This window comes from Cytobacillus spongiae (assembly GCF_021390075.1).
The window spans coordinates 3230127-3254472 of record NZ_CP089997.1 but is presented as its reverse complement, the minus strand read 5'-3'; the positions used below and the strand labels follow the sequence as shown (position 1 = coordinate 3254472).

Sequence of the window (24346 nt, the reverse complement as noted above, 5' to 3'; positions counted from 1 at the left end):
CATTTAGAATGATGAAGGAAATTGAATTAAAGCTTAAAGGTGAAATCAAACGCTTAACCAATCAAACGTTCAAATTCGATGAGCGTGTTAAGGAAGGTTGGTTTTCAGCAGTATATTTTTTGAAAACAAAAGAAATAGTTGAAAAATATTTGACAGATAATATTGTGACTATGCAATTTTTTCAGAAAAGTCATGCGGTCTTATGCGGAACGGATGAAGTCATTGCGTTGTTAAAAGAGTTTGCAAAGAATCCTGATGAGCTAGAGATATTTTCATTGAAGGATGGAGATAAAATCAGCCCGTTTGAAACGGTTCTGACAATCACCGGTCCCTATCAGAATTTCGGTTACTTGGAAGGGATTATTGATGGGATTTTAGCACGCCGTACCTCTGTTTCAACAAATGTGTATAACGCGATTAAAGCTGCTGGTATTTCAGGTAAGCAGAAAAAAGTGATTTTTATGGGTGACCGTGATGATCACTATATCACGCAAGCTGGAGATGGTTATGCTGCTTTTATTGGAGGCGCAACAGCTCAAGCAACACATGCGATGAATGAATGGTGGGGGAAAAAAGGAATGGGGACGATGCCACATGCCCTCATCCAAGTGTTTAACGGGGATCTTGTTGCCGCAACAAAGGCTTACAAAGAAACCTTCCCAGAGGACGAATTAATTGCTTTAGTTGATTATAATAACGATGCCATCACAGATGCATTGAAGGTAGCAAGAGAATTTGGAGACGAGTTAAAGGGTGTTCGTGTGGATACATCTCGTACAATGATTGATCAGCATTTTGTACGAAATCAACATTTGCTTGGAACCTTTGACCCACGTGGTGTGAATGCTGAACTCATCTTCGCTTTACGCAAGGCTTTAGACGATGAAGGTTATCACCATGTGAAAATTGTTGTAAGTGGAGGATTCAACGAGAATCGGATCCATGAGTTTGAAGAACTTGGAGTACCAGTTGATATGTACGGGGTTGGAAGTAGCCTTCTAAAAATTAATATTGGGTTTACCGGTGATAATGTAATGATCAACGGAAAGCATGAGGCAAAGGCTGGCCGGAAATATCGACCAAACCAAAGACTAGAAAAAGTCGAATAAACTTATATTCGATTTTCCAGTGATAAGAGTGTTCCAACTCAGCATACAAATAGAACAAATCGAGTGTGCATGATAAAGAAAGATCGATTGAGACTTTTTCAACATATAAAAAGCATAGTAACAGAGCCCGAAATTGTTTTGGGGCTCTGTTTTTAACATCTGTTTACTGCACAGAAATCAATTCAAAAATTAGTGGGTAGAATGTTGAAGCCTTCTGTGTAGATGGTTCGTTAGATATATTGTAGTGCATACATATAGGCTGAAGAGGCATTACCAGATGTTGCATAGTCTTTAGTATGAAAAGATGCTATAATGTTTGAATATGATAAATTGTTTCCATGTCAATGTTATGAGCAAATTTAGATATATGTCATATACTGTGTTACAGATAGACGATGGTTGGAGGTTCTTTATATGACTGTTTACCATTTTGTAGGTATTAAGGGGTCTGGAATGAGTGCACTGGCACAGATTCTTCATGATATGAACTTTGAAGTGCAAGGCTCCGATGTCGAAAAGCGCTTTTTTACTCAAGTAGCTCTTGAGCAATCTGGAATAAAGATCCTTCCCTTTGATAAGGAAAATGTTCAACCAGGGATGACGATTATTGCTGGAAATGCGTATCCTGATACTCATGAGGAAATAGAACAAGCGATGAAGCTTGGGCTTCCTGTCGTTCGATATCATCGATTCTTAGGGGATTTTATGCAAAACTTTACAAGTGTAGCGGTGACTGGAGCGCATGGTAAAACCTCTACAACTGGCTTGCTAGCCCATGTGATGAAGGGGGGCAAACCAACTTCTTTCCTGATCGGAGATGGAACAGGGAAAGGAGAAAAGGATTCGGAGTATTTTGTATTTGAAGCATGCGAATATAGAAGGCATTTCCTTTCGTACTTCCCAGATTATGCAATAATGACGAATATTGATTTTGATCATCCTGATTACTTTGCCAATATTGATGACGTATTTTCTGCCTTTCAAGAAATGGCTTGGCAAGTGAAAAAGGGTATTTTTGCGTGCGGCGATGATGAACATTTACAAAAGATTCAAGCAAAGGTACCTGTATTATTTTATGGGTTTGAAGAAGAGAATGATTTTCAAGCAAGGAATGTGAGTAAAACGACGGAAGGTACAACCTTCGATGTATTTGTGCGAAATACATTTTACGATACATTCTTCATTCCTGCATATGGGGATCACAATGTTTTAAATAGCTTAGCGGTTATTGCTCTTTGCCACTATGAAGAAATGGATGCAGAGGTTATTAAAGAGCAGCTGAATACATTTGGCGGAGTTAAGCGAAGATTTTCTCAAAAGAATATTAACAATCAAACACTAATTGATGACTATGCTCATCATCCTACGGAAATTAAAGCGACAATTGATGCAGCTCGCCAAAAGTTCCCTAATCGTGAAATTGTAGCAGTGTTTCAACCACATACGTATACGAGAACGCAAACATTTTTAGGTGAATTTGCGGAGAGCTTAAATCTAGCAGACCAAGTATATTTATGTGAAATTTTCGGATCTGCGCGCGAAAACCATGGGAAACTTTCGATTGAAGATCTTCAATCGAAAATTGACGGGGCATTGGTAATTACTGAGGATGAAACATCTCAGTTAACAAAGCATGAAGACGCTGTAATCATTTTTATGGGAGCTGGAGATATTCAGAAGTTCCAAGACTCTTATGAGAAAGTACTATTGGCATAGAGTGTATCAAGGGCTTAGTTAATGAACTCCTATCTTGGAGAAGCAATTAAATAATCATGTTGAAATAGAGTATAAAATCATGAAGATTTTATACTCTATTTTTTTGCAAGTGATCTTGAAGCTCATATCTATTTAATTCTGGAACAGTAAATTCATGGTATAATATACCATTGTAAGGTTTGGAGGTGCTCACGTGGAGGAATGGGATATTTACGACAACTATCGAAATAAGACGAATCGATTTCATGTGCGTGGAACACCGTTTGAAAATGGAGAATACCATATTGTTGTTCATGTTTGGATCATGAATAACAAGGGCGAAATCCTTCTAGTGAAAAGACACCCAAAGAAACCGTTTCCGAATCTATGGGAATGTCCAGGTGGTTCTGTTTTAAGAGGAGAAGATAGCTGTCAAGCTGCTATTCGAGAAGTACAGGAGGAAATCGGGGTATCATTGTTTCTATCGAATGGTAAGGTAATAAAAAGTGAGCGAAGAGATCATTTCAATGATTTCTATGATGTATGGCTCTTTAACCAAAGCTTTAATCTTGCTGATTGCGTTCTTCAAAAGGATGAAGTGAGTGATAGTAAATGGGTTACCAAGAGGGAGCTACATTCCATGTATAATGAAAAATACTTGGTACCAACGTTAAGTTATTTTAGAGAACTACTGTAAAAAATGTTGTCTACAAGAATGTAGAGTTAAGTCACCTATGTGTAAACCATTCTATTGCTGTCGGTGTAATAGAAAAAAGGATCGAGAGCGTACTCTGGATCCCTTTTTGTAACACATCTAGGTTTTATCTGTTTTTAGGATATTACTTTAACTTATCAGGGTTTAACGCTTCTAATTCTGGAAGAACAAATAGGCCATCTTTTCGAATGAGTACATCGTCAAAATACATTTCCCCACCACCATAATCTGCACGTTGAATATTTACCATATCCCAATGGATGTTAGAGTGATTGCCATTAAATGCATCATCATAGCATTGTCCTGGGGTAAAGTGGAAGCTTCCAGCGATCTTTTCATCAAATAGGATATCCTGCATAGGATGCAGGATATAAGGGTTTACACCTATTGCAAACTCCCCGATAAATCTAGCTCCTTCATCTGTATCAAAGATTTTGTTGATACGATCTGTATCATTAGCGGATGCTTCAACAATTTTTCCATCTTTGAAGGTTAACCTAACATTTTCGAATGTAAAGCCATGGTACGGAGATGGCGTATTGTAAGTGATTACTCCATTTACAGAGTCTCGAACAGGTGCTGTATACACCTCTCCATCTGGAATATTCATCTGACCTGAGCATTTAATCGCAGGGATATCCTTAATCGAGAATGTTAGGTCTGTTCCTTCACCAGTAATTCGGACTTTATCTGTCTTATTCATTAATTCAACAAGGTTATCCATAGCCTTGTCCATTTTTCCATAATCTAAGTTACAAACATTATAATAGAAGTCCTCGAAAGCCTCAGTGCTCATTTTCGCTAATTGGGCCATTGATGAATTTGGGTAACGGAGAACAACCCACTTCGTTTTCGGCACGCGAATGTCTCGGTGAACCCTTTTCCCTACAGTTGCTCCTTGAATTTTCATTTTATCATCTGGAACATCTGCTAGTTCGTTAATGTTGTCACCAGAACGAAGTCCAATATATGCATCCATCTTGCTCATAACGTTTGCTTCGAAATCAGCCATCATGTCGAATTGCTCCTCTTTAGCTCCCAAAAGCAATGCGCGGTCTACTTGCTGATCTTTCAAGGATACAAATGGATACCCACCTGCTGCGTACGCTTCCTTCACTAAAGCCATTACTAGCTCTTTTTGGAGACCAAAGTTCTCAATTAATACCTTTTCGCCTTTTTGAAAGCGAACAGAGTAATTGATTAGGTTTTTTGCTAACGTTTCAATACGTGGATCTTTCATACAGTTCCCCTCCATAATTATGTATCTAATAAGAAGTTATAAGTATTGCAGCTTCTTATCATTTTCCACCTCCTATTGTACCCAAAAAAGCAGAAATTGTTTAATAATAAATGGGCATCCTTCATATATGTGGTAGAATTGAAGGGAATATAGGACAATAGAATGAAATTGAATGATAAAAAAATGAAGGAAAATAGAAACCTGTATGGAATACGTAAGTAATGGACAAGTTTACTTGTTTTGACATCAGGGTAAATAGGAGTAAGCAGACAGCGGAGGTGCTTTTGGTGAAAATTATTTTATATTTAAGTGTTGCATTAATAGCAATCGCATTTTTTATACTTGTAATCTATGTTTCCAAAACATTAAAGTCTTTGCAAGGTACGCTAGATCGTGTGTCACATACATTAGCAGGTCTAGAAAGACAACTAGATGGTGTCACTCGTGAAACAACGGAACTTCTTTCAAAGACCAATACGTTAGCTGATGATATTCAGAAAAAATCAGAGAGCTTAAATAGTGTTGTCGATGCGGTAAAAGAAGTAGGCGATTCAGTGCGAGGGTTTAATCAGTCGATTACCAAAATTAGATCGACGATGAATAAGCAACTAGATGCAAATGAAGAAAAAATATCCCAAGTTGTCCAATGGAGCAATGTGTTCCTTGAATTAAAAGATAAATGGAAGTTGAAAAGACAGCAAAGTAACAGCAGTGATACAAGGAAGGACGTTTCAAGGGAAAGAGCTCGGGCAAGACAATAATCTTAAGGAGGAGATTCATATGGCAAATGAGGAACGCAGAGAAGATCAAATGAATACAAAGGATTTTGTAATAGGTGCCCTTGTTGGTGGAATCGTTGGAGCTGCAACTGCTTTGTTTCTAGCTCCTAAGTCTGGAAGAGAGTTGCGTGAAGATCTAAATGGACAAGCTTCTGTACTAAAGGAAAAGACGAATCAAATCCGTGAGTCAGCCATGACACATGGTTCAGCATTAGCTGCAGCAGCAAAGGAAAAAACGAATGTCGTCACTCAGGCCGTGCAATCGAATGATTGGGTGAATAAGGTGAAAACACTTAAAACAGAGAATGAACAAGAGTTCGAGGAAGCAGCAGAAGCTGAAGCTGAAGCTGAATCTATTGAAGTAGAGGAAGCTAATTATGATGTTCAGCAGAAATTAGAAGAAACGAAGAAAGCATTTGATGAAACAGAACAAATTTTAAACAAATAACAGTTGAACATCAACGAATAGGCAATCCATTTGTTTTCAGTGTGGTGAAGTGATAAGATTACTTCACCGCATATTTATTTACGGAGGTTTAGAATTTAAATGAAGAAAATTGATTCTATTGAACAGTTTCAAGATATTCTTGAAAAGGGCCATCCTTTCTTTTTGTTAAAGCACTCTTTAACATGCCCTATTAGTCAGTCAGGTTATGAGGAGTATGAAAGCTTTTTTGAAGAGCGTTCCGATATTGAAGGCTATTATCTAGCCGTTCAAGATGCACGTCCTTTGTCTAATCATGTAGCAGAAAAGTTTCATGTAAAGCATGAATCCCCACAAGCAATTTTATTTGCCAATAAAGATGTAGCATGGCATGCTTCTCATTGGAAAATCACAGTAAATTCATTGACTAGTGCTATGGAAGAAGTTCAATAATATATAGAAAAAAAGCAAGAAGACCATACATCTTCTTGCTCTTTTTATTGGCTGTTTTCGTATGCTTTGTTGCTTTTGAAAGATGGGCAGTTTTCTGGTCGAAGGTACTCTTTTGCCGCGAGACGTGCGGTGAGTATCCTTAAGCTTCACCTGTTTTGTCTCACCTGGTCCCGCTGCTCCCTCAGACGCCTCGCCTCCTTCCACTCCAAACGGTTTCCCTTTGTATGAAGAAGGGAATCTTATCTGGTATCAAACAACAAACTTTTTAAAAATAGATTTTTAATTACAAGATGCTTATTTCAAGCACTAATATTGAATCCAACTAATATGGCATACTAGCCTAGAGTGTGATGTTCATCATTAAGACGTCTGAGGAGATAGAGGCCAAACTATTTCTAATTTATCTCCTGGCTCGAGTGGAGCATGGAAGGTTGTTTTCTCACTATTTTTAAGTAAGGTAAAACGACCAGTTGCATCTGTAGGCATGTCAACTTCTACCTGTGTAAAAAGGTCCTGAAAGATAAATGGCTCTATTCGTTTTTGTTCAATTGTAATATCGTCACCATCATGTAGATAATCATCGGCCGAAAGCCTTTGGTCATCTCTTGTAAACACACTTAATTCTTTACGAAGTCGAATTTGCTTTCCATTAAAGGTAATTGGAATTGTGTAATCGAGCATAAGCTGCTTAATCTCTGCTAAATGAGCCACCTGTACTGGTTCTTTCTTTCCGATTGTGATGTCATCTCTGTCGTCTATGATGCTACTTGGTTTTATTTCGATCCCATTTCTGTAGACCTTACCTGATAGTGCAGGAATGAATGTTTCCCTGCCATTTATCTTTAAACGGAAAGGACGAAGATTAGTTAGTAAGGATTGTTTATTTAATCCCTTCATTATATCTTCCAGTGTATCAGGGAGAATACATTCTATTTGGTCCCGATCATCAAGATAGTTTTCAGGAGACACTGATATCCCATTCACGGAAAGGGTTGCATATATGGTATAGGGTTCGTCATTAATTGTAATTCTTTTTACTGGGATGTCATCAACTAAGTCTATTACCCTAACCATAGATGGACCACCATCTCGCCCTTTTTCAACGAAGAGCTGATCATTGCTTTCGATTTCATCATCCAATAAGCATGGTGTCCCATTGCGTAAAATCTTCGGTGGTTCCCCGTGCTGTCCTGGAAGGGTAATCTTTTGTCCATTTAATGTAACAATCTTAGCTAAGCCTGGTTTTCCGTATAACTTATTCATTTTTATTCCTGCTGCAAGTAGACAGTCACCTACCGTAAGCTTTTTCACTTCGAATAACCGAACGGGCTGTTCGTTCACATACACTGTACGATATTGAACTGGTGATTTTTGCGCAGCAATGGCAATCCCAATAGGGGTAACTAATTCAGGCCCTTTAGCGATGTGTTCCGATATCGTTAATGCAGAAATCGCATCTACTCCTCTAATAGCCACTCGGTTTTCTGGAAGGTTTAAATGACTAGCAACCCTCTTTGGAAGCTCAGGGGTTAAACTTCCTCCTCCAACTAGCATGATGGCTTTAGGTGACTTATGATTGTTTAATTGAAGGATCTCTTCACAGATGGCGCTCGCTAGGCGGTCAAGTGCAGGTGAGATCTGTTCAATGACATCTTCTTTTTTAACCTCAGTTTCAAATCCTAGAATATCTTCAACTTTAATCGCTTCTTGATGAATGAGCTCTCTTTTTGCTTTTTCCGCAAGTGGAAAGTCTAATAAAAACTGATCACTAATCGCTTCTGTGATCTCATCTCCAGCAATAGGAACCATGCCATAGGAAATCACGGTTCCCAAATCTGTGATAGCAATATCAGAAGTGCCGGCTCCTATATCCACTAATGCTACATTTAATCGTCGCATAGAAGGAGGAATTAACACATTAATGGCTGCGATTGGCTCAAGTGTTAATGCTTCCATTTCTAAGTCAGCCCGTTGTAAGGCAGCGATCAGTGATTCAACAACGACTTTAGGAAGGAAGGTAGCAATGATCTCAACGGATGCTTCATCCCCCTGTTGGTCTATTAAATTTCCAATCTCTTCGCCATCTAGTCTATAATAGAGAACAGAATAGCCGACGCAATAGTAGTAGTAGCTTTTTTCAATCTCGTGCTTTTGTGCTACAAGAGCCTGAGCCATTTGGACAGCACTTAATTCTAAATGTAAGATGTCCTGTTTTTGCATCATTGGCTTGCCTTTAATATCAACGGTTACTTTAGCGCGTTCTGTTTTGAGCGCACGTCCGGCTGCTGCCACACTAACTTTTTTTAACGGACCATGGCTTGCTTCTAGTTCATCTTTTATTTCTTTTATAATTTTAGATACAGCCATGACATCATGTATTTGCCCGTCAAGCATCGCTCGTTCTTTATGTTCCTTTGATAAAAGATCAATTGCGTGAAATTGTCCTTCGTTTTCTTCAAGTATAATGCCAACAACCGAACGGGTTCCGATATCTAAAGCAAAAAGCTTCTTTTTTTCGTGCAATTCCATACACCTTCTTTGGAAAAAGTTCATATATTACTTTAATACTTAAAAGCGTTTAATTAATAAAGATAAATTGCGTGACACAGAAGAATAATTCATATATAATATCTCTAATTATATAGAAAAATGTAACATATTTAAATGAGTCGATAAAGAAGAACAATAGGAAACTTGCTTTCTTATTAGAAGTTCTTATATTCTTCACACATCGACAGCAACGATTCGAAAGGACGGGATAGAAATGAGCAATAAAGAACTTGATCAGCTACGTAAACGAGTGGATGAATTGAACATTGAACTATTAGAGAAAATTAATGAAAGAGCTCAATTAGTTCAAGAAATTGGAAGAGTTAAGGAAACACAAGGGGTGTATCGTTACGATCCAGTTCGGGAACGGAAAATGCTTGATCTAATTAAAGAAAACAATGACGGTCCTTTTGAAAACTCGACAATTGAGCATATATTTAAAGAAATTTTTAAAGCCGGGCTAGAGCTTCAAAAAGATGATCATCGAAAAGCCTTGCTTGTATCTCGTAAGAAAAAGCCAGAAGATACGATTGTAAACCTTAGAGGTGAAAAAATTGGAGACGGAAATCCACATTTCGTATTTGGTCCATGTGCGGTAGAATCCTATGAGCAGGTAGCTACTGTTGCAGCAGCTGTGAAGGCGAAGGGACTTAAGCTCTTAAGAGGTGGGGCATATAAGCCTAGAACATCTCCATATGATTTCCAAGGTCTTGGATTAGAAGGCTTAAAAATCTTAAAGCAGGTAGCAGATGAATACGATCTAGCCGTTATAAGTGAAATCGTAAACCCTGCCGATATCGAAACTGCTGTTAACTATGTGGATGTTATTCAAATTGGTGCAAGAAATATGCAAAATTTCGAGCTGTTAAAAGCAGCCGGGGCAGTCAATAAACCAGTTCTCTTAAAAAGAGGACTCGCGGCAACAATTGAAGAGTTCATTAATGCGGCAGAGTATATTATGGCGCAAGGAAATGGACAAATTATTCTATGTGAGCGTGGAATTCGAACATATGAGAGAGCAACTCGCAATACATTAGATATTTCAGCGGTACCAATTTTAAAACAAGAAACACACTTACCTGTTTTAGTCGATGTAACTCATTCGACAGGCAGAAGAGATCTGCTTCTTCCTACAGCAAAAGCAGCTTTAGCTATCGGTGCAGATGGTATTATGGCAGAGGTACATCCTGATCCAGCTGTTGCCTTGTCTGACTCTGCACAGCAAATGGACTTAAACCAATTCGATGCATTCTTCAATGAGTTAACTGCAACGACTCGAATTAAAGCGTAAGAGTATGACAAGTCTTCTGCTTTTTAGCGGAAGACTTTTTCTATGTTTTCTTGCATTTAAACACCCATCACCAAGATAGCTGGAGTGAATGGACTGGGTGTTAATTGGTAAAAAACCCCACCTAAACTAACACCTTAATTTTTTCTAGCTATTTTCTAATAGATTGTTGTTTGATACCAGGTAAGAGTACATTCTTCATACGAAGGTTAGCCGTTTGGAGCGGAAGGATGGGAGGCGCATGCGGGAGCAGGAGCAGTTGGACAGGTAAGACCCCCACAGGCGAAGCCGAGGAAACTCAGCTTACGTTTCTCGACAACAGGTTTCATGGAGAGGAAATCTGCCCATGTTTTAAAAGCAATTATGCATACGAAAACAGCCTTTTATATCTTTTTTGTAAAAAAAGAATGCTTGACATTGCGACATGTCTCTGACTGTCGTATGATTAAATACATAATTAGGCATGTATTCGCTAGAAGAAAGTCTTAAATTATGACTAGTAAAGGAATATTAGCGAAAAAATAAACTAAATGTAAAAGTGTGTCTGTAAAGGAGTGCTAATAATGAATATTACGATATATGATGTGGCTAGAGAAGCAAACGTTTCCATGGCAACTGTTTCTCGTGTCGTGAATGGGAATCCAAACGTAAAGCCAGCAACTCGCAAAAAAGTACTAGAGGTTATTGAACGTCTTGGTTATCGACCGAATGCAGTAGCAAGAGGATTGGCTAGTAAGAAAACGACAACTGTTGGGGTAATTATTCCTGACATTGCAAGCCCATTCTTTGCTGAGTTGGCAAGAGGAATCGAAGATATTGCAACGATGTATAAGTACAATATTATTTTAAGTAACTCAGATCAAAATAAAGATAAAGAGCTTCATTTATTAAATACCATGTTAGGAAAGCAGGTAGATGGTATTGTCTTCATGGGTGGGAATATTACACAAGAGCATGTAGGCGAGTTTGGAAAGTCACCAGTACCTGTAGTTCTTGCCGGTTCAATTGAAGATTCCAATGAGATTCCATCTGTAAATATTGACTATGAACAAGCTGCATACGATGTGGTTCAATCGTTCGTAGATAAAGGTCATAAAGAGATTGCTTTAGTAATTGGGCCGCTTCATGAACCCATTAATCAAGAAAAAAAGCTTTCAGGTTATAAGCGTGCGATAGAAGATGCAGGTCTCCCATACAGAGAAGAGCTTATTATTGAAGGGGACTATACGTATGATTCTGGCCTAGAGGCGATTGAAAGGCTAATGGAGCTAGAGTCAAAGCCTAGTGCAATATTTGTTGGATCAGATGAAATGGCTTTAGGAGTTGTTCATGGTGCAGAAGATAGAGGCTATAAAGTTCCAGACGATTTCGAAGTGATTAGTTCAGATAATACAAGACTTTCTCTCATGGTACGCCCTCAACTAACTACCGTCGTTCAGCCTCTATATGATATTGGCGCAGTAGCTATGCGGCTTTTAACAAAATTAATGAATAAGGAAAAAGTCTCAGAACATATTGTAGTACTTCCGCACCGAATTGAGGAGCGACGTTCAACAAAATAGACTTTTTGCCGATATAGAAGAAGAACACAACAATCAGTGAGGACAAGTGCCTCACTGTTGTTGTATGCAGGCAGTTCTTTTTTACTAATGCTTGCAAATACATAGTCAGTTATTTTCGTTATAGTTAGGGAGAGGGATTATGAAGAAGTTTGACGCTTTAACGCCGATTGGAATTGTCGTCGGTATCGTTATGGTTATTTTCGGGATTGCATCAAATGCTGGAATAAGCGGCTTTATTTCCTTTATTGATCCGGCATCTATGTTTATCGTATTTGGTGGACTGTCAGCAGGTTTGTTAGTAAGCTTTACATTAAAGGACCTAAAGCATATGTTTAAGGTGATTAGGCAATCTTTTTCAATAAAAGAAGAAAGTCTTAGTCAATTAATCCGGACGTTTATTGGATTATCAGAACGAGCACGTCGTGAAGGCTTATTAGCTTTGGAATCAGAAATTGAAAATGTTGAAGATCCCTTTATCCGTAAAGGAATATTACTTGCCGTCGATGGAATTGAACCTGATGTGATTAGTGATATCATGAATGCTGAAATTGTAGCGATGGAAGAAAGACACCGAAAAGGTCGTAGCTTACTTGAAAAAGCCGGAGAGTATGCCCCTGCTTGGGGGATGATAGGTACACTAATCGGACTAGTCTTAATGCTAAAGAACTTGAATGACCCAACCACTTTAGGACCTAATATGGCGATTGCCCTTTTAACAACCTTATACGGATCCTTACTAGCTAATTTATTTTTCCTGCCAATTGCAGCAAAGCTCCAATTGAAAACTGAAAAAGAAGTGTTTTTTAAACAAATTATGATAGAAGGAATTATCGGAGTCCAATCTGGACAAAATCCGAAAATTTTGGAGGAGAAGCTAAATGCTTTTCTTTCAACACAAGAACTGGATGATGTGAAGCAAGCCTCTCTAAAAGGGGAGGAGGCTTTAAATAATGAAGCTTAAAAGAAGACCACCCAAGCCTCCAAAGGGAGCGCCACAGTGGATGGTTACCTTTTCTGATTTAGTAACTTTGATTCTCGTATTCTTTATTTTGCTTTTTTCAATGTCTCAAATTGATATTGTTAAATTTAAGGCAATTGCAGAGTCATTTAATCAGCGAGTCGTATTCGATTTTTATCCGTCAATTATTCCAGCGGAGAATCCGTCAGATATGAAGAAGAATATTGAAAATCAATCAGATCAAAAAGAGAATGAAAAGAGTCAAGCAGAGAAAGAAGAAGAATCACTTCAAAACCTGCTGACAGAAGTTCAATCCTTCCTAGACAAAAATGGTTTAGATGATGTGATTGTTGCCAATCGAACTGAACGAGGCGTCGTTCTTGTATTAGAAGAAAAAGTCCTTTTTGATACGGGTGAGGCAACAATCGTAAATAGCTCAAATGCCTTTCTAGATAAAGTAGGGGGGTTATTATCGAATATGCCTAACTTAGTTAAGGTAGAAGGACACACGGATAACCGCCCGATTAGTACATTCCGATATCCTTCCAACTGGGAGCTTTCAACCGCTCGTGCAAGTAGTGTTGTGCGCTATTTTATTGATAAGCATCAGCTAGATAGTGAGCGGTTTATCGCAGTGGGCTATGGAGATACAAGGCCTATTGTTGCAAATGATAGTGATGAAAACTATAAAAAGAATCGCCGGGTTGAAATCGTCATATCTGATCCAAAATATGATAAGGACGACTTGACGAGTAACTAATAACGAAAAGCTAAAAGAGAGGTCCCTTCTAAAGGGAACCTCTCTTTTAGCTTTTACTTCTTGATTGATTTCGAATGGGATATAGTGCTTTTTCGATTGTTTGTGCATTTTTCTCTGTGATTTCTGCTCTTCTAGGAATAGGTGGAAATAACCCCTCTGGGTCATCCCATTCTCTTGGGAGCTCGACAGGTGCTTTTTCTTGCCATGCTTTAAGCCATGCTTCTGGTAAACTGCCATAACAATTTGAGTTTTCAGTCATCTCAAGCCAAATGAGGGCCCATGCTCTTGGGACAACTCTCCAAATATCATATCCGCCACCACCGACAGCAATCCAACGTCCATCACAATACTCATGCGCAATCTCATGGGCAAGCTTCGGAATTTCTCGATAGATTTTCATGGTTGCGGATAAGTGGGTTAGTGGATCAAGATAATGTGAATCTGCACCATTTTGAGTTAATATGACATCTGGTTTGAAGAAGTCAGCTACCTCTTTCAAGGAAGCTTGATAAGCTTCGAGCCATGATTCATCCTCAGTAAAGGCATCTACAGGTATATTAAAAGAGTAGCCGTACCCCTTCCCTTGACCCCTCTCATTGACATTTCCGGTCCCGGGAAATAAATATCTACCCGTTTCATGAATTGACAGTGTGCATACATTTGGGTCGTCATAGAATGACCACTGAACACCATCCCCATGATGGGCGTCAGTATCCACATATAACACCCTAGCACCATAATTCTCCTGTAAGTACTTTATAGCAACAGAGCTATCATTATATATACAAAAGCCTGAAGCTTTTCCTCTAAAACCGTGATGCAATCCTCCACCGAGATTCAACGCGTGTTTTGCTTTACCTGACATCACATAATCAACTGCTGTTAATGTTCCACCAACTAGTAAAGAACTAGCTTCATGCATATTTGGAAAAATGGGTGTATCTTCTGTCCCTAGTCCGTAATTCTCGGCGATGTCATTTGCCAATTTGCCATGACCAGCCATTTTGACAGCGTTCACATAATTCGGATCATGAATCAACTGTAGTTCCTCCTCTGTTGCGCTTCGAGGAGGAACGATACAAGACTCATCTATTCCATTGCTTTTTCTTAATAAATCTAAAGTAAGTGACAAACGAATTTGATTGAAAGGATGATTTTTACTGAACCGATAACCTAACTGCTCTTCTGAAAAGATAAAGACTGAATCATACTTCATCTTTACATACCTGGAAGCTTAGGCCACATTACCTCGTGCCCTGCTCGTTTTAAATCTTCAATCATACTAGCAGGATTCATTGTTTGAACGCGAAGAACTAGTATTTTAAATTGTTCATCCTTTTGATCTGGGTAGACGAGGACGCTTTGGATATTCGCTTTTCGACTACGAATTACTGTAGCGATTTCGCAAAGCATTCCTGCACGATTCGGAACTTTCACTTCGATTTGTGAACCAGGTTGATGGGCACCGGTTAGCTCCACAAACGTATGCAAGAGGTCTGTCTCCGTTACAATGCCAACAAGCTCTCGATCTTTTAAGATAGGCAGACAGCTAATCTTATGTTCATAAAATAGAGCGGCTATTTCTTCTACAAAATCGAGAGGGTGGCCAGTAATGAGATCGGATTTCATAATGGATTTCAAAGGCTTATTTAAGTCTTCTCGATTCTCTTCAAAGTGAAATATAGACGGAGCGGCGTCTTTAATATCACGATCAGTGACGATTCCAATAACATGGTGTTTTTCGTTGATGATTGGAAGGTGGCGAATTTTCTTTTCTTTCATTAGAAGAATGGCTTCTGAAATGGAATGATCCTCAGTCAGTGTGGCCACATCTCTATTCATAATTTCTTCTACAATCATCGGTAAATCCCCCTATTTAGAAATCTACATACTAATACATAAAGCGGTTCATGAACCGTAATTGATCAAATCGTTGGATGGAGTCAGGGTCAATTCTCTTTCCAATTCTAGCCATTAAGCAGTTGGCTGGATGGGAGCTAATTTCTGGATCATCGGTGGCGTACCATTCCAATCCCCCTGCATTCATCATTTTTTCCATGACTTTGCGATATTCCCATACATTTAGTCCAGTTCCTTTTAAATCCCAATGCCAATAATACTCAGTTGTAATGGTGATATAATCCTCCATTGCATCGTCCATCATTGAAACGATCAGAAGATTTTTTCCAACTCGTGCACCCCTAAATTGGGGAATGACTTCAATTGCACCTAGTTCAATTAAGTTTTCCATATTCCCTTCAGACCATCTTTCTAGAGGATCTGGGTATAGGTAAGTGACGTAACCAACAATCATATGTCGGTGTCTAGCAATGATGATTCTACCCTCAGGGAGTCCCGCAATTTCGATTAGTGCTTTTTGCTGCTGAGCTGGAGGACGAAAGGCAACTAACCCCTCATGAAATTCATACTCTGCAAGCTTATCGGGTGTAACTGGTCCTTCAATGATTAAGTTTCCGTGGGGAGTTTTCAATTCTTTCGCGTTATATGTTTTTTTATGTTCCATTAGTTCACCACCTATATATACATGTTAGAAGTTACAATCTATTATACATGAAATCTAGTAAGATTAAGCGCTTTCACGAAATTTTCTGTTTATTTACAGATAAATTGTGACAAAAGAATATCGTATTCATAGAAAAAGGGTATACATCATATGCTTAAATTTAGAAGAAGCTTTCAATGGTGTAAGTCCACACCCTCATGTGTTAAAAGAAACGAATTAATACTAGAAATAAAAAGGATATGGCACTCTAAGGATAGAATATTTTAAAAATTGAGAAACTATTATATTTATTCTATAATTATATGTAAAAACATAAAGGGGGAGTATGTTTAATGAAAGTGGAAGCGCTACCAGCTACTCAAGGTGAATTTAATTTAAATAACTATCAAGAAATGTACAAGCAATTTAACTGGGAAGAAACAGAAAAGGAATTTTCTTGGGCATCAACTGGAAGAGTCAATATGGCATTTGAAGCGATTGATCGTCATGCTGAATCCTATCGAAAGAATAAAGTGGCCCTTTATTACCGCGATGGACAGAGAAACGAGAAATATACGTTTAAGGAAATGAAAGAGTTATCAAATAAGGCAGGAAATGTATTGAAAAACTATGGAGATGTAGAGAAAGGTGATCGTGTTTTTATTTTTATGCCACGTTCTCCAGAGCTCTATTTTGCGGTATTAGGTGCTATTAAGCTAGGTGCTATCGTTGGCCCGCTTTTCGAAGCATTTATGGAGGGAGCAGTCCGTGATCGCCTAGAGGATAGCGAAGCAAAAGTTCTTGTAACTACGCCAGAATTACTAAAACGGGTACCTATTGCTGAACTTCCTGCGTTAGAACATATCTTCCTAGTAGGAGAAGATATTGAGGAGAAGGGGCCCTTCATTGATTTTAAGAAACGCTTTGAAGAGTCTAGTAGAAAGCTAGATATTGAGTGGGTTGAGCGAACAGACGGGATGATTCTGCATTACACATCTGGTTCGACTGGGAAACCGAAAGGAGTTCTGCACGTTCATAATGCAATGATTCAGCATTATCAAACAGCGAAATGGGTGTTAGACATTAAGGAAGAGGATGTATATTGGTGTACTGCTGACCCTGGTTGGGTTACAGGCACTTCCTATGGAATATTCGGTCCTTGGTTAACAGGTACATCCAATCTAATTGTGGGCGGACGCTTTAACCCTGAAACATGGTATAAAATGATTGAGGAATATGGGGTTACTGTTTGGTATAGTGCGCCTACAGCTTTCAGAATGCTAATGGGGGCAGGAGATGAAGTGGTAAGAAGCTTTGATCTTAGCAGTCTTCGCCACATATTAAGTGTTGGGGAGCCACTTAATCCAGAAGTGGTTAGATGGGGAATGAAGGTATTTCATCTTCGAATTCATGATACTTGGTGGATGACAGAAACAGGTGGGCAATTAATCTGTAATTATCCTTGTATGGAAATTAAACCAGGGTCAATGGGGAAACCGATACCTGGAGTGAAAGCAGCTATTGTAGATGACCAAGGTAATGAGCTGCCTCCGTATCGAATGGGCAATCTCGCTATTCAAAAGGGCTGGCCTTCCATGATGCATACGATCTGGAAAAATGAACAGAAATATGAGTCATATTTTATGCCTGGAGATTGGTATGTTTCTGGGGACTCAGCATACATGGATGAAGATGGCTACTTCTGGTTCCAAGGGCGCATCGATGATGTAATCATGACTTCTGGAGAACGTGTGGGACCATTTGAGGTTGAAAGCAAACTAGTTGAGCATCCTGCTGTTGCAGAGGCTGGTGTAATTGGTAAGCCTGACCCGGTTCGTGGGGAAATTATTAAAGCTTTCGTAGCGTTAAGAGCTGGCTATGAAGCAACTGATGAACTAAAAGAAGAAATACGCCAATTTGTGAAAAAAGGTTTAGCTGCACATGCTGCACCACGTGAAATTGAGTTCCGTGATAAGCTTCCAAAGACACGTAGTGGAAAAATCATGCGAAGAGTATTAAAGGCCTGGGAATTAGATCTACCAACTGGTGATTTATCTACGATGGAAGACTAAGTATGTGAAACAGAAAACACCGCCATTTATTGGCGGTGTTTTCTTCACTATCTTGGCTAACTATTTGATCCATTTGATGGGGGCTTTTGCCCGTTTGACCCACCAGTTCCGCCAGTTCCAGGTTTATTAGGGTCTGTACCTGGGTTCGTTCCTGGATCGGTGCCAGGGTCTGTCCCAGGGTCTGTCCCAGGATCTGGATCTGTTCCTGGTTCATCTCCTCCATCTGTTGGAGGGTCTGTTGGCTTGTCTTGATCATCTTTTGGTTTATCCGTAGGTTCTTCTTTTTTTCCTATTTGAACGATATTAGATGGAGCGGATTCCTTACCAGCAATATCAACTGCTGTTACATAATAAGAGCCGTCAGTAGCTACAAATGAAAGGGCTTCGCCTACTTTAATACTTTTCACTTTTTGCGCACTATCCCCAGATTTCTTATAGACTCGGTATCCAACAATATCATTTTCAGCATTCTTTGCCCATGTTAATGTTTTACTACTTACTTTTAACGATAAAGCTCCAGGGACTTTTCCGTTCTCTTCTAGCTTATCGTCTGGTATTAAGATCTTTGACCAACGATCCTTTTTCGGAATTAGCTGATCTGGGTTTGCTGTTATCCCAAATAATTTCTCAATATACTCTGGGTTTAAGATAAGACCTGCTTCTGAGAATTCCTCAGGTGTTGAGTCTAAAGCTAAGTAGCGTTTATCCCCAATGGTTACAAATTTCCCATCCACTAAGCTGTCATCTACTTTAGAAGGAACATATTTTGCGTTAAACAAGTCTGTATCCACTAACCCAGCTTTTGAACATGCTTCAGATGGAAGTAGTCCAGACACCGCGCAGAAAGAACGCCTGACAATCCCACCAGGCATTTTAAATGTGTCTGCTGGGTCGATAAGCTCTGGTGCTACATCATAGGCAGCATTTAATAAATCAGCCCATAGATAAATGTTTCTGACACCATATGATAGACCTTTATATCTTCTTTCGAGTGGTTTTGGTGTATCGTATCCAATCCATACCCCGAAGGATACGTTCGGATTGGTCGCAACAAACCAGGCATCTTTATAATCTTGTCCTGTCCCTGTTTTACCTGCCCAATCTGAGTTGAATTTCAATCTTGAATTAACAGCTGTTGCAGTTCCGCTTCTAATAACATCTCGCATCATATCAAGGGTTAAATAAGCGGTTTGAGGACTAAATACATCAACAGGCTCTACTTCATGTTGATAGACAATGTTCCCGTCACTATCCTCAATTTTTTCAATCATATAAGCATCAATAAATTGTCCGTTATTCGCAAAAGTTCCAAAGGCATTCACATTCTCTTCGACAGTTACACCATTTGTTAAGCCGCCCAGTGCAGTTGAGCGATTTGTATAGTCCCCTTCTGTAAGAGAGGAGAAGCCCATTTTCGCTAAGTATTCTGCTGGACGCTGATTCAGAATATCCACATATGCTTTTACGGCTGGAACGTTATAGGACTTCGCTAAGGCATAGCGAGCAGAAACTAATCCGCTATAGCCACCATCGTAGTTGTGTGGCCATGGAGCGCTGCTTGCTGGGTTAAGGCTAAGCGCCACATCGGGCAGAATGGAACCTGGTGATAGAGAGCCTAGTTCAATAGCTGGAGCATAAACAAGTAATGGCTTCATTGTTGAACCATTTGGACGTAGCGCATTTGTTGCGTGATTTGTTTGCTCGCGTTCGTGGTCACGTCCACCAACAAAGCTTAATATACGACCTGTCTTGTTCTCAATTAATACGGCGCCGAGCTCAACTGGCTCATTTACAGTAGTCTCTTCTCCTGTTTCAGGATCTTTAACCGTTTCAGGTCGGTCACTTCCGTAGTATTGGAAGCCATCCTTCACAACTTGCATTTTATCGTACATGTCTTTATTTATCGTAGAGTGAATCTTGTATCCATTCTGGCGAAGATTACGATCGGCTAATGTCGTGTACTCTTCATTTAATTCAGCATCATTGTCAAGGTCGGCTTCTTCATATCCATCTTGCTCTGCTAACTTGACGGCTAAAATGCTGACAGCCCGTTTTTCAATTTCAATTGTTAGCCAAGGATATTTTTCAATTGGGCTAGCCTTAGAAGGTGTAAAATCCTTAGTGATATCGTAGGCAATCGCCTTATTATATTCTTCTTCTGTAATCGACCCATTATCATGCATCCGCTTTAATACAGTCTGCATTCTTGTTAGGCCAGGTTCAAGGTTCTCCTTTACCGTTCCTTCACGTGTAAAAGGAGTATATCCAAATGGACTTTGTGGCAGTCCAGCAATAAAGGCTGCTTGTGGCAATGTTAACTCTTTGGCGTTCACACCAAAAATTCCTTTGGCTGCTGATTGAACTCCAGCAATATTTCTCCCAGATGAATTTCTACCAAACGTAGATACGTTTAAGTAGGCTTCTAAAATCTCTTTTTTATCAAAGAATTTTTCTAAACGAAGGGCTAGCAGAATTTCTTTCGCTTTACGTTCAAAGGAAATCTCATTGGTAAGAATTTGGTTTTTAATTAGCTGCTGGGTAAGGGTACTTCCGCCTGATTGAACAGAGGAGTTAGTTACCTCTTGGAAGATAGCACGTAAGATGGCTTTTGGTACTACTCCATCGTGTTCATAAAAATATTCATCTTCCGTAGCAACAACTGCATCAATTAAATTCTCAGATACATCCTCAAGCTTTATCTCTTCTCGTTCGAGATCAGAGCGAAGCTTTCCTAAATATACATCGTTTGCAAAATATAGCTCAGAGGTTTCTTCATAGTTGTATATATCTTTTTTCATACTTTCATAGGAACGAATAGGCTCCTCTTTTACTAGGGAGGCAAAGTAGCCCGCACCGACTCCGCCAGCAAAAGCCCCGCCAAGTACAACGACAATCAGGAACAATAAGGTTAAGTTCCAAAAGACTTGGTAGGTAATACTCGCCCCTTTTACCGTTCTTTTATTTGTAAGTAGGGCTTGTACTGATTTTAATTTATCTTTTAAATTAGATTTCTGTTCATTCATTCGCATCAATCCCCCTAAAATCACATACATTATAGCATAAACAGACAGAGGAATATGACAAGCACCAGCATTTTTCTGAAATTTCCTCAATTGGTTTGACAAGTTAGCTGATTATATGATAAAAATGTTTAAAGAACTTGAAGAGCTTCGTGAAAATTTGATAATATTCGAAAAGCGATGATAGGAATGAGTAGTTTTTCTACCTCTGTAGCAGAAAGCCGACGGTTGCTGCGAGTCGGTACAAGTAGATAAATGAAGTACCTCCTGAAGCTTTCGCTGTGAACAAATAGTAGCAGCGAACGGGAAAACCGTTATATTGTTTGAGTGGAGGAATTTATTCCTCAATTTGGGTGGTACCGCGCAAAATATCTGCGTCCCTACATTTATGTAGGGACGTTTTTTATTTGGTTTCATTTATCAAATGGTTTTTTGTTCATTCTCTATCATTTTTTGGTGTTGAAGGTGTGTTGACATCCTTGGAAGCATCTCATCCTCAAACCACTTCAATGGAGTTTAACACCCCCATTTATCAGATGAAAGAAGCAATCATATAGGAGGAATTACAATGGAATTATTACAAGATCTTCAATGGAGAGGGATCATCTACCAACAAACGGATGAAGAGGGATTGAAAGATACACTACATAAGGAGAAAATCTCTCTATACTGCGGAATGGATCCTACGGCAGATAGTATGCATATCGGACATTTATTACCGTTCCTTACATTAAGACGCTTTCAAGAGCATGGACACCGTCCTATCGTATTAGTAGGGGGGGCAACTGGACTCATTGGAGACCCAAGTGGTAAAAGTGAAGAGAGAAAGCTCCAAACCCTTGAAATGGTACAGCATAATGTAGCAGGTCTTCAAAAGCAGCTAACACACATCTTTGATTTTGAAGGAGAGAATGGAGCTATCATGGTGAATAACTATGACTGGGCTGGCTCAATGGATATTGTTACCTTCCTTCGTGATTACGGGAAACATGTGGGCGTTAACTACATGCTTGCAAAGGATACAGTCGCCTCACGTTTAGAAACAGGGATTTCTTTTACTGAATTTACGTACACAATTCTCCAAGGGATGGATTTCTTCCGATTATACGAAGATCATAACTGTAAGATGCAAATTGGTGGAAGTGATCAATGGGGGAATATTACAACAGGTTTAGAGCTGATTCGAAAAATGACAACTGATGAATCGAAAGCCTTCGGGTTAACCATTCCGCTAGTGACAAAAGCAGATGGAACAAAGTTTGGAAAAACGGAAGGTGGAGCCATTTGGTTAGATCCTGAGAAAACCTCACCATATGAGTTCTACCAATTTTGGATTAACACAGCAGACGCCGATGTAATCAAATACTTAAAGTTCTTTACATTCTTGACTCGTGAGCAAATCGAAGCCCTTGAAGAGTCAATGAAAGAAGAAGCTCATTTACGTAAAGCGCAAAAAGCACTAGCTGAAGAAATGACTCGCTTAATTCACGGTGAAGCAGCATTAGAACAAGCGATCAAAATTTCTCAAGCGCTGTTCAGCGGGGATGTGAAGAACCTTACCGCAACTGAAATTCAGCAAGGCTTTAAAGACGTGCCTTCATATGAGCATAGCTCAGGTGAAGATATCAGCATCGTTGATCTCTTAGTGGAGTCTAAAATTTCTTCATCCAAGCGCCAAGCTCGTGAAGATGTAACAAATGGAGCCGTATCCATTAATGGTGATAGAGTTACAGACTTAGACTACATGATCGGAAATAAAGACCGAATCGAAGGTCAATTCACAATCATTCGCAGAGGGAAGAAGAAATACTTCTTAATAAAGTACTAAATGGATAAGCTGTCTCTTAGGAGACGGCTTTTTTTGTTAGGTCCTACTATTGGTATGGGAGGGTTTTAATGGGAGATAGACAGAAGGATATGTTTGCTAAAAAAGGAGCGAACGCTCCTTTTTCGAGCGTTCGCTCTGACTTTAAAGGATATCGCTCACATTTTCCGATTTTCGCTCGAATTCGACAGGATATCGATCCTGTTTGATAAATAATCGCTCAGACTTCACTATTTTTCGCTCATAAGGAGATAATTTAGAGGGTTAATGTTTTTTTATTGCTTCAAATGCATGCTGTTTGGTTTCATTTTACCTAGACCTAAAAAGTCTAAAAGTGATTAGTTGCTATTTAAGGTATGGTTCAATTGGGGCTTGTCATGAATGATATATCTGACGAATTTCATCTAAGTATTTTGATGGGGCTTGCCCTAACTATTCTACTTATAAAATAAATAAAAAACCCTTGAAATATAAAAATTTCAAGGGTTTTTCTATCCTGCAAATTACAAAGATTAACGAGAGTAGAACTCAACGATAAGAGCTTCGTTAATTTCAGCTGGAAGTTCTGAACGCTCAGGTAAACGAGTGAAAGTACCTTCTAGCTTATCAGCATCGAACGTTAAGAAGTCAGGTACGAAGTTGTTTACTTCGATAGCTTCTTTAACGATTTCTAGGTTACGTGATTTTTCACGTAAAGAAATTGTTTGACCAGCAGCTAAACGGTATGATGGGATATCAACGCGCGCACCATCAACCATGATATGACCGTGGTTTACAAGCTGACGAGCTTGACGGCGAGTACGAGCTAATCCTAAACGGTAAACTACGTTATCTAAACGAGACTCAAGAAGAACCATGAAGTTCTCACCGTGTTTACCAGTCATTTTACCAGCTCTGTCAAATAAGTTACGGAATTGACGCTCAGTCACTCCATACATATGACGAAGCTTTTGCTTCTCTTGTAATTGTAAACCGTATTCAGAAAGTTTTTTGCGTTGGTTTGGACCATGTTGTCCAGGAGCGTAAGGACGCTTTTCTAATTCTTTACCAGTACCGCTTAGAGAGATTCCAAGACGACGTGATAATTTCCAGCTTGGACCAGTATAACGAGCCATGAAAGACTCCTCCTTTATGTTTTTATTTTGGTAAAATAAAAACAGTTGTGCCCACATCATTTAAGACCATTTTGTTTTCATGTACCTTCGCCCTAGCAGCAGAGGGTTACACAGTACCCCATCATTAACTGAGGAACAAAATGAGATCCTAAAGGCGTTCACTAGGCTGCAATATTTTACACAAAGAGTATTATATTATTTTTATAGGGATAAAGTCAAGAGTATTATCAGGAAAAAATAATTATAGGTGAGTAAACGTTCTAATATCATAGTGGCCT

20 protein-coding genes and 1 other annotated feature are annotated in these 24346 nt (G+C 39.2%); of the genes, 13 read left to right on the top strand and 7 right to left on the bottom strand.

Annotated features, from left to right (window positions below; all coding sequences use genetic code 11):
* The first annotated feature begins 11 nt into the window (after positions 1–11).
* The 3 genes from LS684_RS16385 (at position 12) to LS684_RS16375 (ending at position 3501) form a co-directional block, all read left to right on the top strand.
* Positions 12–1109: a nicotinate phosphoribosyltransferase gene (locus LS684_RS16385; protein ID WP_233811688.1), complete on the top strand. Its 1098-nt coding sequence runs from the start codon at positions 12–14 to the stop codon at positions 1107–1109.
* A gap of 414 nt (positions 1110–1523) precedes the next feature.
* Positions 1524–2825 carry a UDP-N-acetylmuramate--L-alanine ligase gene (gene murC / locus LS684_RS16380; protein ID WP_233807511.1) on the top strand — a complete coding sequence of 434 codons (1302 nt, stop codon included), beginning with the start codon at positions 1524–1526 and terminating at the stop codon, positions 2823–2825.
* A gap of 193 nt (positions 2826–3018) precedes the next feature.
* Positions 3019–3501 (top strand): NUDIX hydrolase, encoded by a 483-nt coding sequence (locus LS684_RS16375; protein WP_233807509.1) that lies wholly within the window; start codon positions 3019–3021, stop codon positions 3499–3501.
* A gap of 142 nt (positions 3502–3643) precedes the next feature.
* Here the strand turns inward: LS684_RS16375 and LS684_RS16370 are convergent, their stop codons facing one another.
* A complete protein-coding gene (locus tag LS684_RS16370) occupies positions 3644–4759 on the bottom strand; it encodes an aminopeptidase (RefSeq protein WP_233807507.1) in 1116 nt (371 codons plus the stop codon).
* Between the two features lie 287 nt (positions 4760–5046).
* Between LS684_RS16370 and LS684_RS16365 the strand changes: the two genes are divergently transcribed.
* From LS684_RS16365 to ytxJ, 3 genes are all read left to right on the top strand, one after another.
* A complete protein-coding gene (locus LS684_RS16365; protein WP_233807506.1) occupies positions 5047–5520 on the top strand; it encodes a DUF948 domain-containing protein in 474 nt (157 codons plus the stop codon).
* 19 nt (positions 5521–5539) lie between these two features.
* Positions 5540–5986 (top strand): YtxH domain-containing protein, encoded by a 447-nt coding sequence (locus LS684_RS16360; protein ID WP_233807504.1) that lies wholly within the window; start codon positions 5540–5542, stop codon positions 5984–5986.
* Positions 5987–6085: 99 nt separating this feature from the next.
* Positions 6086–6415: a bacillithiol system redox-active protein YtxJ gene (gene ytxJ, locus LS684_RS16355; RefSeq protein WP_233807503.1), complete on the top strand. Its 330-nt coding sequence runs from the start codon at positions 6086–6088 to the stop codon at positions 6413–6415.
* A 360-nt stretch (positions 6416–6775) separates the two neighbouring features.
* On the opposite strand, the gene pilM is transcribed toward ytxJ, so the two are convergent.
* Entirely contained in the window at positions 6776–8938 is a 2163-nt protein-coding gene (gene pilM, locus LS684_RS16350) for a cell division protein FtsA (RefSeq protein WP_233807502.1), read from the bottom strand.
* A 241-nt stretch (positions 8939–9179) separates the two neighbouring features.
* Between pilM and LS684_RS16345 the strand changes: the two genes are divergently transcribed.
* From LS684_RS16345 to motS, 4 genes are all read left to right on the top strand, one after another.
* Positions 9180–10256 carry a bifunctional 3-deoxy-7-phosphoheptulonate synthase/chorismate mutase gene (locus tag LS684_RS16345; RefSeq protein ID WP_233807501.1) on the top strand — a complete coding sequence of 359 codons (1077 nt, stop codon included), beginning with the start codon at positions 9180–9182 and terminating at the stop codon, positions 10254–10256.
* A gap of 560 nt (positions 10257–10816) precedes the next feature.
* Positions 10817–11815 (top strand): catabolite control protein A, encoded by a 999-nt coding sequence (gene ccpA, locus LS684_RS16340; RefSeq protein ID WP_233807500.1) that lies wholly within the window; start codon positions 10817–10819, stop codon positions 11813–11815.
* Between the two features lie 139 nt (positions 11816–11954).
* Positions 11955–12776 (top strand): flagellar motor protein MotP, encoded by an 822-nt coding sequence (motP, locus tag LS684_RS16335; protein ID WP_233807499.1) that lies wholly within the window; start codon positions 11955–11957, stop codon positions 12774–12776.
* Positions 12766–13533 carry a flagellar motor protein MotS gene (gene motS, locus LS684_RS16330; protein ID WP_233807497.1) on the top strand — a complete coding sequence of 256 codons (768 nt, stop codon included), beginning with the start codon at positions 12766–12768 and terminating at the stop codon, positions 13531–13533. Before motP ends, motS begins: the two co-directional genes overlap by 11 nt.
* Before the next feature lie 46 nt (positions 13534–13579).
* On the opposite strand, the gene LS684_RS16325 is transcribed toward motS, so the two are convergent.
* Genes LS684_RS16325 through LS684_RS16315 form a run of 3 tightly spaced genes read right to left on the bottom strand, consistent with a single transcriptional unit; the run spans position 13580 to position 16057 of the window.
* On the bottom strand, positions 13580–14749 hold the full coding sequence (locus LS684_RS16325; RefSeq protein WP_233807495.1) for an acetoin utilization protein AcuC: 1170 nt from the start codon (positions 14747–14749) through the stop codon (positions 13580–13582).
* A gap of 2 nt (positions 14750–14751) precedes the next feature.
* Complete coding sequence (locus tag LS684_RS16320; protein WP_233807493.1) at positions 14752–15393, bottom strand: acetoin utilization AcuB family protein; 642 nt, start codon at positions 15391–15393, stop codon at positions 14752–14754.
* 31 nt (positions 15394–15424) lie between these two features.
* Entirely contained in the window at positions 15425–16057 is a 633-nt protein-coding gene (locus LS684_RS16315; RefSeq protein ID WP_233807491.1) for an N-acetyltransferase, read from the bottom strand.
* Between the two features lie 332 nt (positions 16058–16389).
* Here LS684_RS16315 and acsA point away from each other — a divergent pair, with 332 nt between their 5' ends.
* Positions 16390–18108: an acetate--CoA ligase gene (acsA, locus tag LS684_RS16310; protein WP_233807489.1), complete on the top strand. Its 1719-nt coding sequence runs from the start codon at positions 16390–16392 to the stop codon at positions 18106–18108.
* Between the two features lie 56 nt (positions 18109–18164).
* Here the strand turns inward: acsA and LS684_RS16305 are convergent, their stop codons facing one another.
* Complete coding sequence (locus LS684_RS16305) at positions 18165–21131, bottom strand: transglycosylase domain-containing protein (RefSeq protein ID WP_233807487.1); 2967 nt, start codon at positions 21129–21131, stop codon at positions 18165–18167.
* A gap of 168 nt (positions 21132–21299) precedes the next feature.
* Positions 21300–21513 (top strand) — a binding site (T-box leader).
* A 183-nt stretch (positions 21514–21696) separates the two neighbouring features.
* Here LS684_RS16305 and tyrS point away from each other — a divergent pair.
* Entirely contained in the window at positions 21697–22956 is a 1260-nt protein-coding gene (tyrS, locus tag LS684_RS16300; RefSeq protein ID WP_233807485.1) for a tyrosine--tRNA ligase, read from the top strand.
* 68 nt (positions 22957–23024) lie between these two features.
* Positions 23025–23162 carry a hypothetical protein gene (locus tag LS684_RS16295; protein ID WP_233807484.1) on the top strand — a complete coding sequence of 46 codons (138 nt, stop codon included), beginning with the start codon at positions 23025–23027 and terminating at the stop codon, positions 23160–23162.
* A gap of 303 nt (positions 23163–23465) precedes the next feature.
* On the opposite strand, the gene rpsD is transcribed toward LS684_RS16295, so the two are convergent.
* Positions 23466–24068 carry a 30S ribosomal protein S4 gene (rpsD, locus tag LS684_RS16290; RefSeq protein WP_233807483.1) on the bottom strand — a complete coding sequence of 201 codons (603 nt, stop codon included), beginning with the start codon at positions 24066–24068 and terminating at the stop codon, positions 23466–23468.
* Positions 24069–24346 lie beyond the last annotated feature (278 nt).